This window comes from Corynebacterium sp. MSK150 (genome assembly GCF_030229215.1).
In the GTDB taxonomy this organism is placed as follows: domain Bacteria; phylum Actinomycetota; class Actinomycetes; order Mycobacteriales; family Mycobacteriaceae; genus Corynebacterium.
Genome location: NZ_JASPHM010000005.1, coordinates 60,330 through 75,621, shown reverse-complemented (window position 1 = coordinate 75,621; position 15,292 = coordinate 60,330). Strand labels below are relative to the sequence as shown.

Sequence of the window (15,292 nt, the reverse complement as noted above, 5' to 3'; positions counted from 1 at the left end):
CACTCCTCGTAAATAAATTCGCTCTGGACCAGCCGGCCCAGCTACGTTCTCAATTGTTGCAGAAAACTCTGCTGTGTGACACTACTTGGCACTTTGCGGAACCGAGTAGGCATTGGCGGCACGTGCAACTTTATGCAAATACTCGCTGGACTGGTTGTAATTTAGGACTGCTTCCTCCCACTGTTCTGGGTTAGAGAGATCTCTATCACCAAAGCATAGAAGTCCGGCGGCGCCGACTGCGGCGTCGTCAATTTGATTGGGATCTGCCTTCCCATCGCCGTTAGCATCAGCGCCCACCGATTCCCATGTAGTCGGGATAAATTGCATTGGGCCAACGGCACGGTCATATTCGGAATCCCCATCGATTTTGCCGTTATCGGTATCTGGGGTGTGCGCCGTATTGTTTAGTCCATCGAGGGCGATGCCGTTGATGGGTGGCTGGGGGTAGCCGGCGTCGTCAAGCTTGGAGGGCTTAAACCAATTGCCGTTGTAGGTGCCGTGGCGGGTCTCCACGTAGCCTAGGCCGGCAAGGGTATTCCAGCGCAGATGGCAATTCGGCCATTTTTGTTGAGCGATGAGTTCGGCGTTGCCATAAGCGCGCAAGGCGGCCGGTGGGATACCGGTCTGCTCAGCTAGGTCAGAGGCCCAGTAGGTGAGCTTATCCGCGGTGCGGCCGGGGGCGTTGACGTCAATGTGCGCGACCTCTTTGCCTTCAACGGGCGGAATGTTTTCCGGTACGGGCTCTTGGGAAGTGCCGTGCCCCGTCAACAGCCATGCCACCAACGCGATGATCACGGCTACGGCCACCCCGCAGCCCCCGAATATCTGCAGCAGCCTCTTCATGAGAAGTCATCCTACATTCCCTTGCCTTCGCGCCACAGCCTCTCTTGCGTGTCAACGTCGACAATCTCCGTGGTGCCATCAAAGAGGTATGGGGCGCGGGCGCGCATTTTGGTGAGGAAGCTCTGGGCGACGTCGTCAAGCGAAAAGGTAGAGATTTCCGCATGGAAGAGTACTTGGAGGAAGACATCGCCCAATTCCTTCAGCATCTCGCTTTCCGGTTCGCGGTTACGCACGGCCGCGGCGAATTCGGCGGACTCCTCCTCAAGATAGGGCAAGAGCGAGGTATGGGTTTGCTCGCGCTCCCACTCCCCAATGCGCCGCGCCATGGCCATGGTCTGGCGCGCCTGCATGATGGGATCCGCAAGGGATTCGGCGCGAATGACGGACTCGCCGCTAGCAAGGCGGGCGCGAGTTTCCGGATCGTGTTCGTCGGTGCTTACCAAGGTGCCGGTGGCGTCCTCGCCTACCAGCAGATCGGAAAAATTCCACCGCACGGACACGGGTACCTCACCCGTGAAGTGGACAGGGCCACGCAGCTTCCCGTGCGCCTGCATGGGGATCATGGTGGGCCAGCGTTCATCGAGCAACAGCACAGTCATGTGCACAAAGTCTAGCCCGAGTTCCCATAATGGGGCTATTCAAGGTATTTTAGGCCAATGACCTCCAGCCAGAATAGATCCCACTCCGTGACGTTGTGGACCCTCGTCGCGCTGATTATCGGTTCCACCGTGGGCGCGGGCATTTTCTCGCTGCCCCAAAACATTGCCTCCGTTGCCGGCCCAGGCGCGATGCTTATTGGCTGGCTGGTAGCGGGCATCGGCATGCTCTCTGTGGCGTTTGTTTTTCAAATTCTGGCCCGCCGCAAGCCGCACCTTGATTCTGGCGTTTATTCCTACGTGCGTGCCGGCCTCGGCGATTTTATTGGTTTTACCTCCGGCTGGGGCTACTGGCTGGGCTCCGTTATGGCACAGGTGGGCTATGCCACCCTCTTTTTCAATACCTTGGGCCATTACCTGCCGCTTTTCGACGCCGACCATTACTGGACCTCCGCCATCGCCGTCTCCCTCCTATCCTGGGGCATTTTTGCGGTACTTGCCCGCGGCATTAAGCAGGCCGCGTTCATGAACCTCATCACCACGATTGCCAAGATTGTGCCCATTCTGGCCTTTGTGGTGCTCATTGCGTTCCTCGGGTTCAGCTGGGATAAATTCACCTTGGATTTCTGGGGACGCGCTTCTGAGGCCAGCGTCTTTGAGCAGGTTCAGGGAATCATGCTCTTTACCGTGTGGGTATTCATTGGCGTGGAGGGCGCATCCGTTTATTCCAAGCAGGCTTCTAAGCGCACCGACGTCGGCCGCGCGACCGTCATCGGCTTCTTCTCCGTGCTGGCGCTGCTGGTTTCCGTGTCTACCCTGAGCTTTGGCGTGATGAGCAAAGAAGAACTGGCCGCGCTGCCAGATAATTCCATGGCATCCGTGCTCACCGAGGTCATCGGACCTTGGGGCGGCGCACTGGTGTCTATTGGACTGTGCTTGTCGGTTTTGGGTGCCTACGTCTCCTGGCAGATGTTGTGCGCCGAGCCCATCGTAATGATGGCCATCGACGGCCTCATTCCCCGCCGCATTGGCACCATTAACGTGGCGGGTGCGCCGTGGGTAGCGCAGCTGATTTCCACGATGGCTATCCAGCTGTTCATCATCGTCTTTTACCTCAACGAGGCGTCTTATAACGCCATGGTGCAGCTGGCAACCATCATGTACTTGCTGCCCTATATCTTCTCTTCCCTGTACCTCTTGCTCTTGGCGCTGCGGGGCAAGGGGCTGTCTCACCCGCAGGCGGGTATCAAGTTCGACCTTTCCGGACCAGAGGTGAGCCGCAAGGAAAATCGCAAGCACTTGGTCATTTCTTTGCTCGCGTTTATCTACTCCCTGTGGCTGATTTATGCGGCCGACCTCGTCTACGTCCTACTCGGCGCATTGGCCGTAGTGCCGGGACTTATTCCGTATGTCGGCACCCGGCTGTGGAAGAAGGAACGCATCTTCAATACCTTCGAGTGGTGCGTGGTGGCCATTGTCCTGGCCGGTGCCGCCACCGCCATTTGGGGCTTGAGCACCGGCTGGCTCACCCTCTAGCTACTCCCCTACGCTGACCACGTTCGAGGTGGGCTGGGCGCCGCTGACGTTGATGGGGTCGACGTCGAAAAGCGCGCTTAGGAAGTCCGCCGCCCACTGAATAAGCTCGGTATCGCGCAGCTTCGGCGAGGTGACATTGCGGCCTGCCTTGGGGAACGGCACGTTGATTGCCTTCGCCGCCGCACGGAAGCTGGAGCCTGGGTATAGGCGTTTGAGACGCACCTGCTTGGAATCCGGCAGCTCGACGGGGTGGAACTTGATGCGGGTGCCCTGCACGGTGATATCGGAAATACCGGCGCGGCGCGCCTGGTGGCGCAGGCGAGCAACGGAAAGCAAGCGCAGGACCTCTTGCGGCAGCGGGCCGAAGCGGTCTTCCATTTCCTCGATAACGGCCTTGAGATCATCGTCATTCTGCGAAGCCGCAAGCTTGCGATAGACCTCCAGGCGCAGGCGCTCGGAGTCGATATAGCCTTCCGGAATATGCGCATCCACGGGGAGATCGATGCGGATTTCCTTCGGGCCCTCATCGGTAACGGTGGGGGCTTCGCCGCGGGCGAGCGATTTGAAGGTCTCGACCGCCTCGCCCACGAGCCGCACGTAGAGATCGAAGCCCACACCGGCAATGTGGCCGGACTGTTGGGCACCGAGCACGTTACCAGCACCGCGCATCTCCAGGTCCTTCATGGCTACGGCCATGCCGGCACCAAGGTCATTGTTTTGAGCGATAGTTGCCAGGCGGTCATAGGAGGTTTCCGTGAGCGTAGCTCCCTTGGGGTAAAGGAAGTAAGCATAGCCGCGCTCGCGGGAGCGGCCCACGCGCCCGCGCAGCTGGTGCAGCTGGGACAGGCCCATATGGTGGGCGTTTTCCACAATGAGGGTATTCGCGTTAGCGATATCCAGGCCAGTTTCCACGATGGTGGTACATACCAAAACGTCATACTCGCGGTCCCAGAACCCTTGGACGGTCTGTTCGAGCACCTCCTCGTTCATCTGTCCATGCGCGACGACGACGCGGGCCTCCGGTACCAGGTCACGCAGCTCGCGGGCCTTCTTTTCGATATCAGAGACTTTGTTGTGGATGAAAAAGGTTTGACCATCGCGCAGCAGCTCGCGGCGGATGGCCGCGGCTACCTGCTTGTCCTCGTAAGCGCCAACGTAGGTCAGCACCGGGTGGCGGTCTTCCGGCGGGGTCAAGATGGTGGACATCTCGCGGATGCCAGCCATGGACATCTCCAAGGTGCGCGGGATAGGTGTTGCGGACATGGTGAGCACATCCACGCTGGCCTTAAGCGCCTTGATGTGTTCCTTGTGCTCCACGCCGAAGCGCTGCTCCTCGTCCACGACGATGAGGCCGAGGTTCTTCCAGTGCACACCGGTCTGGAGGAGGCGGTGGGTGCCGACGACGATATCGACGCTGCCATCGGCCAGGCCCTTGAAGATGTTCTTGGCTTCCTTCTGTGAGGTAAAGCGCGAAAGCACCTCAATCTTGACGGGGAAGCCGGTCATGCGCTCGCTGAAGGTATCAAAGTGCTGCTGCGCCAGCAGCGTGGTGGGCACGAGGACGGCCACCTGCATGCCGTCTTGCACGGCCTTGAAGGCGGCACGGATGGCCACCTCGGTTTTGCCGTAGCCCACATCGCCGACGACGACGCGGTCCATCGGCACGGTGGACTCCATATCGTGCTTGACGGCGTCGATAGCCAGCATCTGATCTTCGGTTTCGACGAAGGGGAAATTATCCTCCATCTCCGCCTGCCACGGATTATCCGGGGAGAACTGGTGCCCCGGTGCAGCCTGGCGCTTGGCGTAGAGCTCGACGAGCTCGCCGGCAATTTCGCGCACGGCGGCGCGCGCCTTCTTCTTGGTGTTCTTCCAGTCGGAACCGCCCATCTTGGACAGGTGAGGCGATTCGCCACCGGTGTACTTGCTGAGCAGATCCAGCGAGTCCATGGGCACCCAGAGCTGATCGGCGGGCTGACCGCGCTTGGAGGGCGCGTACTCGAGCACGATGTATTCGCGGCGGCTGGTTTCATCGCCGGACTGGATGGTGCGCTCGGCCATCTTGAGGAACTTGCCGATGCCGTGGGTCTCGTGCACCACAAAATCGCCCTGTTTGAGGGCAAGTGGGTCAACCTTATTGCGGCGCTTGGCGGGCCGACGCTTCGCCTCGGCGATATCTCCTACACGGTTACCGGTCAGATCCGTCTCGGTCACAACGACCAGTGGGAGTGCCTCGGCATCCTTAGGCTTTTTCACCTTGGGAAATACCAGGCCGGCGTGGCTTAGTGCTTGGTAGAGGGTGACTTCACCGGCGGTGGGCTCCCAGCCAGGGTTAGCCACCTTGGTGCGGATGCCCTTTTCTGCGAAGCGATCCACCATGCGCTTGATGGCACCTTGCGCCGGCGCGATGAAGGCCGCCCGGCCGCCGGCGTTGGTGTGCGCGAGGAGCTGGGCCATCATGGCATCGATTTCTTCGATGTTGCCGCGCGGGGTGGGCCCTGGTTCGAATTCGAGCGGGAGGGTCTCCTCTTCCGGGGCGGCGAGCATTCCCGGTGGGGAGAAAGTCCACAGGGGCAGGCCGGCCTCGCTTATGGAGACCTCGAGCGACTCATAGGAGCGGTAGCTGGATGCCTCGGTATCGAGCCCTTCGGTAGCCAGCGGGCCATCGGCACCCATGGCCGCGGCCTCCCAACCGGCGGCGAGGAATTCCGCATCGGTCTTTTCTAGATCTGCCACGCGGCGGCGAATCTTTTCCGGACCGACCATCACCACGTGGGTGGTGGGGCGCAAGAATTCGGGAAGGGTGCTCATGGGGGCGTCGGAAAGCGCGGGTAGGAGCGCCTCCATACCTTCGGCAGGGATGTGCTCGCTTACCTTGGTCAGCAGCTCCACCAAGGCGGGATTGCCGGGGTGCTTAACGGCGAGATCGGCCGCGCGCTTGGCAATGGCGTCCGTAATAGGCAGCTCCCGGGCAGGGAAAATGTCTACACGGCCCACCTCGATTTCCGGGATGGTGCGCTGGTCAGCTACGGAGAATTGGCGGATATCGGTAATTTCATCGCCCCAAAACTCCACGCGGACCGGATAATCCAGCGTGGTGGGGAAAATATCGATGATGCCGCCGCGCGTAGCGTACTCGCCGCGCTTAGCCACCATGTCTACGTGCTTATAGGCGCGGAACTCGAGCTCGCGGACTACCTCATCAAAGTCATATTCATGATCTTCTTCAAGGTGGACGGGAGCTCGGCCTTCTACTTCTTTGAGGATGGGCTGGGACAGGCCGCGGGCGGCGGTGACGATGACCTGCAGGCTATCGAGGTTGTGCAAAACCTCGGCGCGGCGGCCAATGATGTCTACGCCGGGGCTTAGGCGCTCGTGCGGCAGGGTCTCCCAGGCGGGGAACATGGCTACCTTCTCCCCCAGCATCGCCGTAAGCTCCGCCGTGAGGTCCTCAGCCTCGCGGCTCGTAGCGGTTACCACGAGCACTGGGGCGTGATGCGCCAAGGTACCCAAGGCCCACGGCCGGGACTGATCCAAGCCTGTGATGTGGAGGTCTTCACCCACATAAGAAATCATGCCCTTGAGCTTGGGATCTGAGGCCGCTACCTTAAGCAGGCCGGCCAGCATTGGGGTCGCCATCTATTTGCCTCCTAGCTTGGGCTTTACTTCCATACCGGACAAACCATTCCAGCATAGATTGACAATATGCGTGGCGACGACTTCCTTGTCCGGGGTGCGCTCATCCAGCCACCATTGCGCGGTGGTCGATACCATTCCCACCAGCGCTTGGCCGTAAATATCCGCCAAATCTGGGTCAATGCCACGGTGCTCGAATGCTTCTCGCAGGATATAGGAAACCTGACCCACCGCGGAATTCAACAGCGTGGAGAAGCTGCGTTCATCGCCGGGCTTGGCATCGCGCACCAGGATGAGAAAGCCATCAGTTTCTTCCTCGACATAGGTCAAAATGGCCATGACGGCCTGCTCGATGCGCTCGCGCCAGCTTCCAGTCTCCAAGGAATCAGTAATGACTTTTTCCAGTGCCAGCATCTCGCGGTCCACGACCACCGCGTAGAGGCCTTCTTTACCCCCGAAGTGCTCATAGACTACGGGTTTGGACACCCCGGCGCGTGCCGCAATTTCTTCGACGCTAGTTCCTTCAAACCCTAGTTCAGCGAATGCGGCGCGTCCGATGGAAATGAGTTGTTCGCGGCGTTCCCGGCCGGTCATCCTTTGTCGAGCCATGCCCTCTACCCTATCCTTTGCCCCGCAATTTGTGATTTACCCGGGGGCGTCAGGTACGCTATGCCTACAGCTTTTGCTGTGGTTCCCCATGGTGTAATCGGCAACACTACGGTTTTTGGTACCGTCATTCTAGGTTCGAGTCCTGGTGGGGAAGCTTTTTTAGTTTTTCTTCCTGCCGCGGCGAAAGCCTTTCAGCTCGGCTTTCTTCGCAATCGCTGCCACTTGGGCGGCGGTGTAGTTAACGGGGGCTACACCGGCGCGGGGCAGGACCCAGCCGCGCCAATAGGACACGATGGCCATGCCACTGCCGACGATCGGCGCGACCACCATGCCGAGTGCAAACTGTCCGTAATCGGCAAAGGTAACCATGACGATGCCGGTGAGGATAGAGGGCACGGCATACAAGGGGCTGCCGCCAAAGATAGACGGGATTTCCCCGGAGGCAATATCGCGTACCATTCCCCCGCCCACTGCGGTAAGCACGCCCAGGAAGACACAGGGAATAAGGGGCATGCCGTGGGTGAGCGCCTTAACGCAGCCGGTGGTGGACCACACGCCGAGAATGATGGCATCGCCGTGTTCGCGGAATAGCTCCCACGCCTTGCCCTTGAGATCAATGAGGAATGCGATGAGTGCACCGCAGCAAGCAAGGCCGAGGTACCACGGGTCTGAGATCGCTGCCGCTGCTCCATCCCCGATGAGCATGTCACGGATCATGCCACCGGCCAGCCCAGAAAAGAGGGCGAGGAACACGAAGCCCACGATGTCGAATTCACGGCGGCGGGCAAGGGTGCCGCCAATGATGCCGTTCAAAACCACGCCGAGAAGATCGAAGGCTTGGTACAGCGAATTGATGAGGGGATCGACATCGTGCATGATTCTTAGGCCTCCTGCCGCGCGGGTAGAATTTCGGCGTGACTGCGGCCGTGTTTTACTCTCCGGCGTGTCAGCATGGCTCTTATTTAACCAACTCGTTTCTCTGAAAGATCGCATTTCTCATGTCTAAATCCAACGCCCGGTATTTCATCTGGTCCAATGGCCTGCAAAATTTGGGCGATCAGATTGTTGCTGCCAAGACGGTGCTGCCTGCGCTCTTTAGTGCGGCCGGAGTGCCTGCCTTCTTTACCGGTCTGCTCACCCCTATCCGCGAGTCCGGTTCGATGCTGCCGCAGGCGGCGCTGACCCCGTGGGTGACTACGCATAGGGCCCGCAAGCGCCTGTGGATTATCGGTTCTTTGGGCCAAGCGGTATCCGCCGCGGTCATCGCGCTCGCGGCATTTTTTACCCGCGGTGCGGTATTGGGTGTGGTGGTGCTGGTGGCCTTGGCGGCTCTTTCCCTCTTCCGCGCGCTGTGCTCGATTGCGGGCAAGGACGTGCAGGCGCGCACCATTTCTAAGGGTGCGCGCGGTCGAGTGACCGGCAGCGCGGCAGCCCTTGGTGGCGGCGCCACTTTGCTGACCGGCATTATCCTCTACTTTTTGGGCGAGCTCAGCATTCCCATGATGGGCACGGTCCTCGCCATTGGTGCGGCCACGTGGGCCATTGCCGCGTGGGTCTTTTCGGGCGTGGATGAGCCGGTGCCAGAGGAAACCGAAGGGGGCATCGATAAGCGCTGGTGGCAAGATACCTGGCAGCTTTTTACTAGCGACGGCCAATTTCGCAACTTCGTCATCGTCCGCGCACTGCTGCTCGTTTCAGCGCTATCTACCTCTTTTATTGTACTGCTCAGCAGCAACCTTTCCGGGCTCTACGGATTTGTGCTTGCTTCCGGCCTAGCCTCCCTGGTGGGCGGGCGCATCTCCGGGGTGTATTCGGATAAGTCCTCTAAAAACACCATGGCCGTGGGCGCGGCCGTGGCTTCCGTCGTGCTGGTGCTTTTGGTCGCCAGCTCGCACTGGGCACCGGATGCGGTCAATGCCTGGGTCATGCCAATTGGTTTCTTTGCTGTGAACTTGGCGCACACGGCCATTCGCGTGGCGCGAAAGACCTACGTGGTGGATATGGCCGGCGGCGATAAGCGCACCCAGTACGTAGGTGCGGCCAATACGATGATGGGCATTATCTTGCTTATCGTCGGTGGCATCTCCTCCGTGGTGGCACTGGCCGGCCCCGAGGCAGCGCTGCTTTTCCTTGCCCTCATTGGTTTCCTCGGCGTGTGGCGCGCCCGCGGTCTGAAAGAGGTTTCTCACACATAAATCGCACTTGGGCTATAGGATGTAGTCCGGATAAGAATCAGACTCGACCCCAGGAGCTCAATAACCCGTGGTAGCAACAACCTCGTGTGCTGTCGTCGTCCTTGCGGCTGGCGCCGGCACCCGCATGAAGTCCACCAAGCAGAAGACCTTGCATGAGATTGGCGGGCGCACCTTGCTCGGCCACGCTCTGCACGCTGCGGCCGGGATCAACCCGGAGCGCATCGTGACGGTGGTGGGCCACCAGCGCGATCAGGTCTCCCCCGCCGTGGATGCCATCGCCCAGGAGCTGGACTGCGAGGTACTGCAGGCGGTGCAGGAGGAGCAGCTGGGTACCGGTCATGCCGTGGCCTGCGGCTTGGAGCCGATTCCGGACTTCGAGGGAACTGTCATTGTCACCAACGGCGATGTCCCACTGCTTACCCCAGAGACCATCGAGGGCCTGCGCGCCACCCACACCGAGCAAGGCAACGCGGTCACTGTGCTCTCGATGCGCCTCGATGACCCGACCGGTTACGGCCGCATAATTCGCGGCGAGGACGGCAGCGTGTCTGCCATCGTGGAGCAAAAGGATGCCACCGAAGAGCAGCGCAAGGTCGACGAGGTCAACTCTGGCGTTTTCGCGTTTGATGGGCGCGTGCTTGCCGCAGCCCTCCAGAAGCTCGACTCCAATAACGCCCAAGGCGAGCTGTATATCACCGATGTCCTTGAGATTGCCCGCACCGCAGGACACGGCGTCGGCGCGCACGTAGCAGCGGATCCGGCCGAACTCGCAGGCGTCAATGACCGCGTGCAGCTCGCCTCTGCCGGCCGAGAGCTCAACCGCCGCATGGTTGAAAAGGCGATGCGCGGCGGTGCCACCATCGTGGATCCGGAGACCACCTGGATTGGTGTCAACGTCACCGTGGGCTCCGATGTCATTATTTACCCAGGCACCCAACTGTGGGGTACTACCAGCATCGCCGATAACGCCGAGATTGGCCCCGACACCACCTTGACCAATATGCAGGTGGGCGAAGGCGCTTCTGTCGTGCGCACCCATGGCAGCGATTCCGTCATTGGTACCAACGCTAAGGTCGGCCCGTTTACCTATATCCGCCCGAAGACCGTGGTGGGAGAGGACGGAAAGCTCGGCGGCTTCGTAGAGGCAAAGAACGCCCAGATCGGCCGCGGCTCCAAGGTTCCGCACCTGACCTATATCGGCGATGCCACCGTGGGCGAGCAGTCCAATATCGGTGCCTCCTCCGTCTTTGTGAACTACGACGGCGTGAACAAGCACCACACCACCATCGGCAGCCACGTGCGCACCGGTTCTGACACAATGTTTATCGCTCCGGTCAATGTCGGTGATGGCGCATACTCCGGTGCGGGTACAGTAATTAAAGACGATGTTCCTGCGGGAGCACTCGCAGTCTCCGGTGGCAAACAGCGCAACATCGAGGGCTGGGTTCAAAAGAAGCGTCCGGGTACTCCCGCGGCTGAGGCCGCAGCCCGTGCGCAGGACAACGAAAAGTAAGGGGCATATTCTCCCATGACTGGCAAGGTAACTGGTAGCAGCAAGAACATGAAACTCTTCTCTGGGCGTGCACACCCAGAGTTGGCGGAGGCTGTGGCTAAGGAGCTCAAGACTGATCTGGTTCCTACCACCGCCCGCGACTTCGCCAACGGCGAAATCTTCATTCGCTTTGAAGAGTCCGTGCGTGGTGCCGACTGCTTCGTAATGCAGTCTCACACCCAGCCGCTCAACAAGTGGCTAATGGAGCAGCTCATCATGATCGATGCTTTGAAGCGCGGCTCCGCAAAGCGCATCACCGCCATCCTGCCCTTCTACCCATATGCACGCCAGGACAAGAAGCACCTGGGCCGCGAGCCAATTTCCGCCCGCCTGGTGGCAGACCTTCTGCAAACTGCTGGTGCGGACCGCATCGTGTCCGTGGACCTGCACACCGATCAGATCCAGGGCTTCTTCGATGGCCCGGTCGATCACATGCACGCTCAGCCCATCCTGACCGATTACATCAAGTCCAAGTACGCCACCGATAACATCACCGTGGTCTCCCCGGATGCAGGCCGCGTGAAGGTGGCAGAAAAGTGGGCCCACGACTTGGGCGATGCCCCGCTGGCCTTCGTGCACAAAACCCGCTCCAACACTGAGGCTAATAAGACGGTGTCCAACCGCGTGGTCGGCGATGTAGAGGGCAAGGACTGCGTGCTTCTCGACGACATGATTGACACCGGTGGCACCATCGCCGGCGCCGTGCGCGTTCTGAAGGACGCCGGTGCGAAGAAGGTCATCATCGCCTGCACCCACGGCGTTTTCTCCGACCCAGCCCGCGAGCGCCTGTCCGAGTGCGGCGCGGAGGAAGTTATCACCACCGATACCCTCCCGCAGTCCACCGAGGGCTGGTCCAACCTCACGGTGCTGTCCATTGCACCGCTTTTGGCACAGACCATCCACGAGATCTTTGAGAATGGTTCCGTGACCACCCTTTTCGACCGCGCCTAAGCGCAGGGCCGCCGAGATTTCCCTCGGCGGCTTTTGATTTGCCCCTGGCGCACGTGCTAATCTAACTCAGTCTCGGCGAGGGCGACCTCAGGATGAGGAAGCCGTTATCGACGCGATTGAAGTTAGAGCATGTTGCTTTTTATATACGCCTGCGATGACTCGTCCAAGACGTCCATCGGCAGGCTTTCGTCGTTTTTATCGCGTTGGCCGCGCCGCACTACTTTAACTAAGGAGAATCAAGCATGGCACAGCGCCCAGTAATCAAGGCTGAAGCACGTACCGAATTTGGCAAGGGTGTCGCACGCCGCCTGCGCCGCGAGTGGAAGGTCCCAGGCGTCATCTACGGTTCCCACCAGGAGCCGGTCCACTTCGCAGTTCCGCTGCTGGACATCCAGTCCCTCGTCCGCAACAACGGCGTCAACGCCGTTCTGGAGCTGGAGATTGACGGCGAGCAGTACCTGACCATGGTTAAGCACGTTGACCAGAACGTTCTGACCTTCGACATCGACCACGTTGACCTGCTGGCTATTAAGCGCGGCGAGAAGGTTGAGGTTGAGGTTCCGCTGACCCTGACCGGCGAGCCGGCCCCAGGCACCATGCACATCCAGGATGCTGACGTACTGCTGGTTGAGGCAGACGTACTGAACATTCCGGAGGAGATCGAGGTTTCCATCGAGGGCCTCGAGGACGGCGCAGTTGTCACCGCTGCCGACCTCACCATGCCGGAAGACACCACCCTGGTGGCAGAGGAAGACACCGTTATCGTCTCCATCTCCCTGCCTGAGGTTGATGAGGAGCTCGAGGAAGCAGCCGAGGCTGCTGAGGAAGGCGGCGCTGACGCTGGCGCCGAGTCCGTCGACGAGGGCGCAGAGTCCTCCGACTCCGAGGAGTAATCCCCTCCCCTTCACACGCAAGGCCGCCGTGAGATTCGCTTCTCACGGCGGCCTTGCCGTTTTTTCTCTCGGCCTATGAGACAATTGAGCGCGTGACTCCACTTCTCGTAGTAGGCCTTGGCAACCCCGGCCCCAAGTACGCAGGCACCCGGCACAATATCGGCTTCGATGTGGCAGACGAACTTGCAGGAGAGCTCATGAGCAGCTTTTCGGTACACAAAAAGACCAACACCGAAGTCGCTGAGGGCATAGCTAGCGGCCGCAAGATTATCTGCGCAAAGCCTCGGTCCTATATGAACCTCTCCGGCGGTCCGATCAAGGCTTTGGCCCAATACTTTCATCTCTCTGCCGCCGACATCATCGTTGTTCACGATGAGCTAGAACTCGATTTCGGCACCATTAAGCTCCGCAAAGGTGGCGGCGACCATGGCCACAATGGGTTGCGTTCAACCACAAAGTCCCTGGGCACCAAGGACTACCAGCGCCTTTCGGTAGGAATCGGTCGCCCACCCGGGCGCATGGACCCTGCGTCGTTTGTGCTCAAGCCTTGGGCAAAGCAAGAAAAGGCAGAAATCCCCATCCTTTGCGCCGACGCGGTCGAGGAAATCTTGCGCGTAGGATAGTCGCCATGAAATTGGCTACCCTACGCACTGGCTTTGGCACTTCCGCTATCCGCATCGACGGCGATAACGTGGGTGTTGAATTGGATTATGAAGACGTCGGCCAGCTGCTGCGCAGCGAGGATTGGCGCAAGGCCGCCCAACTGTCCGGCGAACCTGTGGTCTTTGACCATGCCGACTTGGAAGCCGTCGTACCAACTCCGGGCAAAGTGATCTGCGTTGGACTCAATTACGCCAAGCACATCCGCGAGATGGGACGCGAGTTCCCCGAACATCCCACCTTGTTCATCAAGTTCGCCGATGCCCTCACCGGCCCCTATGATGATGTCTCCATTCCCGAATATGGCACACAGAAGCTGGATTATGAAGGTGAATTGGCGGTCATCATCGGCGAGCGCGCCCACCGCGTCAACCGCGACGAGGCCCTAGATTATGTGGCCGGCTACGCCATCATGAATGACTACACGCTGCGTGACTTCCAGCGCCAAACTAGCCAGTTCCATGCCGGTAAATCCTTTTATCGCACCGCCGGCTTCGGCCCTTGGCTTACCACCGCGGATGAGTGGTCACCGGGGTCCGGAGCTGTCCTCACCACGACCGTAGACGGTGAGGAAAGGCAGCGCGATAATACCGATGACCTCATCTTTTCCGTAGCTGAGCTCATCGAATTCTGCTCACAGCTCTATCCGCTCAATCCGGGCGACGTCATCGTTACCGGCACGCCGGAGGGCGTGGGCTTTGCCCGCACCCCGCAGCAATTTATCGAGGACGGTCAGAACGTCACCATCGCCATCGAAGGCTTGGGGCATATTTCCAATACCACCCGCTATGGCGAACCCGGCTGCGGCCCCGGCTGTACTTGTTCCTAAGCTGTGCCCAGGTTCTCACTCCAAAGTGGGCGGTCCCGTTTTCATCCCAGCCGCTTGCGCCGGTTAAGCTGGATTAATGAGCACAAAAAGCAGTAAAGCCCCTAAGAAACTCAACAAGAAGGCCTACGAAAAGGAGCTCGAACGCCTCCAAGCAGAGCTCGTGGACATGCAGCAGTGGGTCGTTGAAACCGGCGCCCGCGTAGTCATCATCATGGAGGGCCGCGACGCCGCCGGCAAGGGCTCCGCGATCAAGCGCATCACCCAGTACCTCAACCCGCGCACCTGCCGCATCGAGGCGCTGCCCGCTCCCAACTCTCGCGAACAGGGCCAGTGGTACTTCCAGCGCTACGTGGAAAAGCTTCCCACCAAGGGCGAAATCGTCATCTTTGACCGCTCCTGGTACAACCGCGCCGGTGTCGAGCGCGTCATGGGCTTTTGCACCGATCAGGAATATGTCCGCTTCCTGCACCAAGCACCCACCTTTGAGCAGATGCTGGTCGAAGACGGAATCATGCTGCGCAAGTACTGGTTCTCTGTTTCTGATGAGGAGCAGATTAAGCGCTTTGAATCCCGCCGCAACGATCCGCTGCGCCGTTGGAAGCTCTCCCCTATGGATCTGCAGTCCATTACCCGCTGGGAGGACTACTCCCGTGCCAAGGATGCGATGTTCATCCACACCGATACCCCAACCGCGCCGTGGTACACCGTGGAATCAGAAGACAAGAAGCGCTCCCGTATTAACGTCATTTCGCACCTTCTGAGCACCATTCCGTACGAGAAACTCGAGCACGAGATGCCGGAAATTCCGCAGCGCCCGGATTCCGATGGCGAAACCTATGAACGCCCTGCCCGCGAAGAGTTCCGCTACGTTCCGGACGTCGCTGCAAAGCTTGAGCGCAAGTCCGAACAGAAGACAGCGAAGAAGACGTCCAAGAAGGGCAAGAAGAAGGATAAGAAGAAGTAGCAGCACCGGCTGTATTACTATCTTCATT

General features: G+C 59.7%; 13 protein-coding genes. 8 read left to right on the top strand and 5 right to left on the bottom strand.

Features of this window, described 5'->3' with window-relative positions; genetic code table 11:
- Positions 1–81 precede the first annotated feature (81 nt).
- Together QP941_RS04560 and QP941_RS04555 are read right to left on the bottom strand one after the other, a co-directional pair.
- A complete protein-coding gene (locus QP941_RS04560; RefSeq protein ID WP_239277828.1) occupies positions 82–843 on the bottom strand; it encodes a lytic transglycosylase domain-containing protein in 762 nt (253 codons plus the stop codon).
- Between the two features lie 11 nt (positions 844–854).
- Positions 855–1,442 (bottom strand): MazG nucleotide pyrophosphohydrolase domain-containing protein, encoded by a 588-nt coding sequence (locus QP941_RS04555; protein ID WP_239277826.1) that lies wholly within the window; start codon positions 1,440–1,442, stop codon positions 855–857.
- A 57-nt stretch (positions 1,443–1,499) separates the two neighbouring features.
- Between QP941_RS04555 and QP941_RS04550 the strand changes: the two genes are divergently transcribed.
- Complete coding sequence (locus tag QP941_RS04550) at positions 1,500–2,975, top strand: amino acid permease (RefSeq protein ID WP_239277825.1); 1,476 nt, start codon at positions 1,500–1,502, stop codon at positions 2,973–2,975.
- Here QP941_RS04550 and mfd read toward each other — a convergent pair whose 3' ends face one another.
- The 3 genes from mfd to QP941_RS04535 form a co-directional block, all read right to left on the bottom strand.
- On the bottom strand, positions 2,976–6,614 hold the full coding sequence (gene mfd, locus QP941_RS04545) for a transcription-repair coupling factor (protein WP_284868160.1): 3,639 nt from the start codon (positions 6,612–6,614) through the stop codon (positions 2,976–2,978).
- Positions 6,615–7,220 carry a TetR/AcrR family transcriptional regulator gene (locus QP941_RS04540; RefSeq protein ID WP_239277823.1) on the bottom strand — a complete coding sequence of 202 codons (606 nt, stop codon included), beginning with the start codon at positions 7,218–7,220 and terminating at the stop codon, positions 6,615–6,617.
- 159 nt (positions 7,221–7,379) lie between these two features.
- Entirely contained in the window at positions 7,380–8,096 is a 717-nt protein-coding gene (locus QP941_RS04535) for a trimeric intracellular cation channel family protein (RefSeq protein ID WP_225747260.1), read from the bottom strand.
- Between the two features lie 122 nt (positions 8,097–8,218).
- On the opposite strand from QP941_RS04535, the gene QP941_RS04530 reads away from it, so the two are divergent.
- The 7 genes from QP941_RS04530 (at position 8,219) to ppk2 (ending at position 15,264) form a co-directional block, all read left to right on the top strand.
- Positions 8,219–9,415 carry an MFS transporter gene (locus QP941_RS04530; RefSeq protein ID WP_284868159.1) on the top strand — a complete coding sequence of 399 codons (1,197 nt, stop codon included), beginning with the start codon at positions 8,219–8,221 and terminating at the stop codon, positions 9,413–9,415.
- 67 nt (positions 9,416–9,482) lie between these two features.
- On the top strand, positions 9,483–10,928 hold the full coding sequence (glmU, locus tag QP941_RS04525; protein ID WP_284868157.1) for a bifunctional UDP-N-acetylglucosamine diphosphorylase/glucosamine-1-phosphate N-acetyltransferase GlmU: 1,446 nt from the start codon (positions 9,483–9,485) through the stop codon (positions 10,926–10,928).
- Between the two features lie 15 nt (positions 10,929–10,943).
- Complete coding sequence (locus QP941_RS04520) at positions 10,944–11,918, top strand: ribose-phosphate diphosphokinase (RefSeq protein WP_239277820.1); 975 nt, start codon at positions 10,944–10,946, stop codon at positions 11,916–11,918.
- 242 nt (positions 11,919–12,160) lie between these two features.
- Complete coding sequence (locus QP941_RS04515) at positions 12,161–12,811, top strand: 50S ribosomal protein L25/general stress protein Ctc (RefSeq protein ID WP_284767628.1); 651 nt, start codon at positions 12,161–12,163, stop codon at positions 12,809–12,811.
- Positions 12,812–12,903: 92 nt separating this feature from the next.
- Positions 12,904–13,434 (top strand): aminoacyl-tRNA hydrolase, encoded by a 531-nt coding sequence (gene pth / locus QP941_RS04510; RefSeq protein WP_239277817.1) that lies wholly within the window; start codon positions 12,904–12,906, stop codon positions 13,432–13,434.
- Positions 13,435–13,439: 5 nt separating this feature from the next.
- A complete protein-coding gene (locus QP941_RS04505) occupies positions 13,440–14,300 on the top strand; it encodes a fumarylacetoacetate hydrolase family protein (protein WP_284868156.1) in 861 nt (286 codons plus the stop codon).
- A gap of 76 nt (positions 14,301–14,376) precedes the next feature.
- On the top strand, positions 14,377–15,264 hold the full coding sequence (gene ppk2 / locus QP941_RS04500) for a polyphosphate kinase 2 (RefSeq protein ID WP_284821648.1): 888 nt from the start codon (positions 14,377–14,379) through the stop codon (positions 15,262–15,264).
- The last annotated feature ends 28 nt before the right edge of the window (positions 15,265–15,292 follow it).

Excerpts from the sequence above, each read along its gene's own strand:
- QP941_RS04560 (WP_239277828.1), bottom strand. The coding sequence starts at position 843 with ATGAAGAGGCTGCTGCAGATATTCGGGGGCTGCGGGGTGGCCGTAGCC.
- QP941_RS04555 (WP_239277826.1), bottom strand. The coding sequence starts at position 1,442 with ATGACTGTGCTGTTGCTCGATGAACGCTGGCCCACCATGATCCCCATG.
- QP941_RS04550 (WP_239277825.1), top strand. The coding sequence starts at position 1,500 with ATGACCTCCAGCCAGAATAGATCCCACTCCGTGACGTTGTGGACCCTC.
- mfd (WP_284868160.1), bottom strand. The coding sequence starts at position 6,614 with ATGGCGACCCCAATGCTGGCCGGCCTGCTTAAGGTAGCGGCCTCAGAT.
- QP941_RS04540 (WP_239277823.1), bottom strand. The coding sequence starts at position 7,220 with ATGGCTCGACAAAGGATGACCGGCCGGGAACGCCGCGAACAACTCATT.
- QP941_RS04535 (WP_225747260.1), bottom strand. The coding sequence starts at position 8,096 with ATGCACGATGTCGATCCCCTCATCAATTCGCTGTACCAAGCCTTCGAT.
- QP941_RS04530 (WP_284868159.1), top strand. The coding sequence starts at position 8,219 with ATGTCTAAATCCAACGCCCGGTATTTCATCTGGTCCAATGGCCTGCAA.
- QP941_RS04520 (WP_239277820.1), top strand. The coding sequence starts at position 10,944 with ATGACTGGCAAGGTAACTGGTAGCAGCAAGAACATGAAACTCTTCTCT.
- QP941_RS04515 (WP_284767628.1), top strand. The coding sequence starts at position 12,161 with ATGGCACAGCGCCCAGTAATCAAGGCTGAAGCACGTACCGAATTTGGC.
- QP941_RS04505 (WP_284868156.1), top strand. The coding sequence starts at position 13,440 with ATGAAATTGGCTACCCTACGCACTGGCTTTGGCACTTCCGCTATCCGC.
- ppk2 (WP_284821648.1), top strand. The coding sequence starts at position 14,377 with ATGAGCACAAAAAGCAGTAAAGCCCCTAAGAAACTCAACAAGAAGGCC.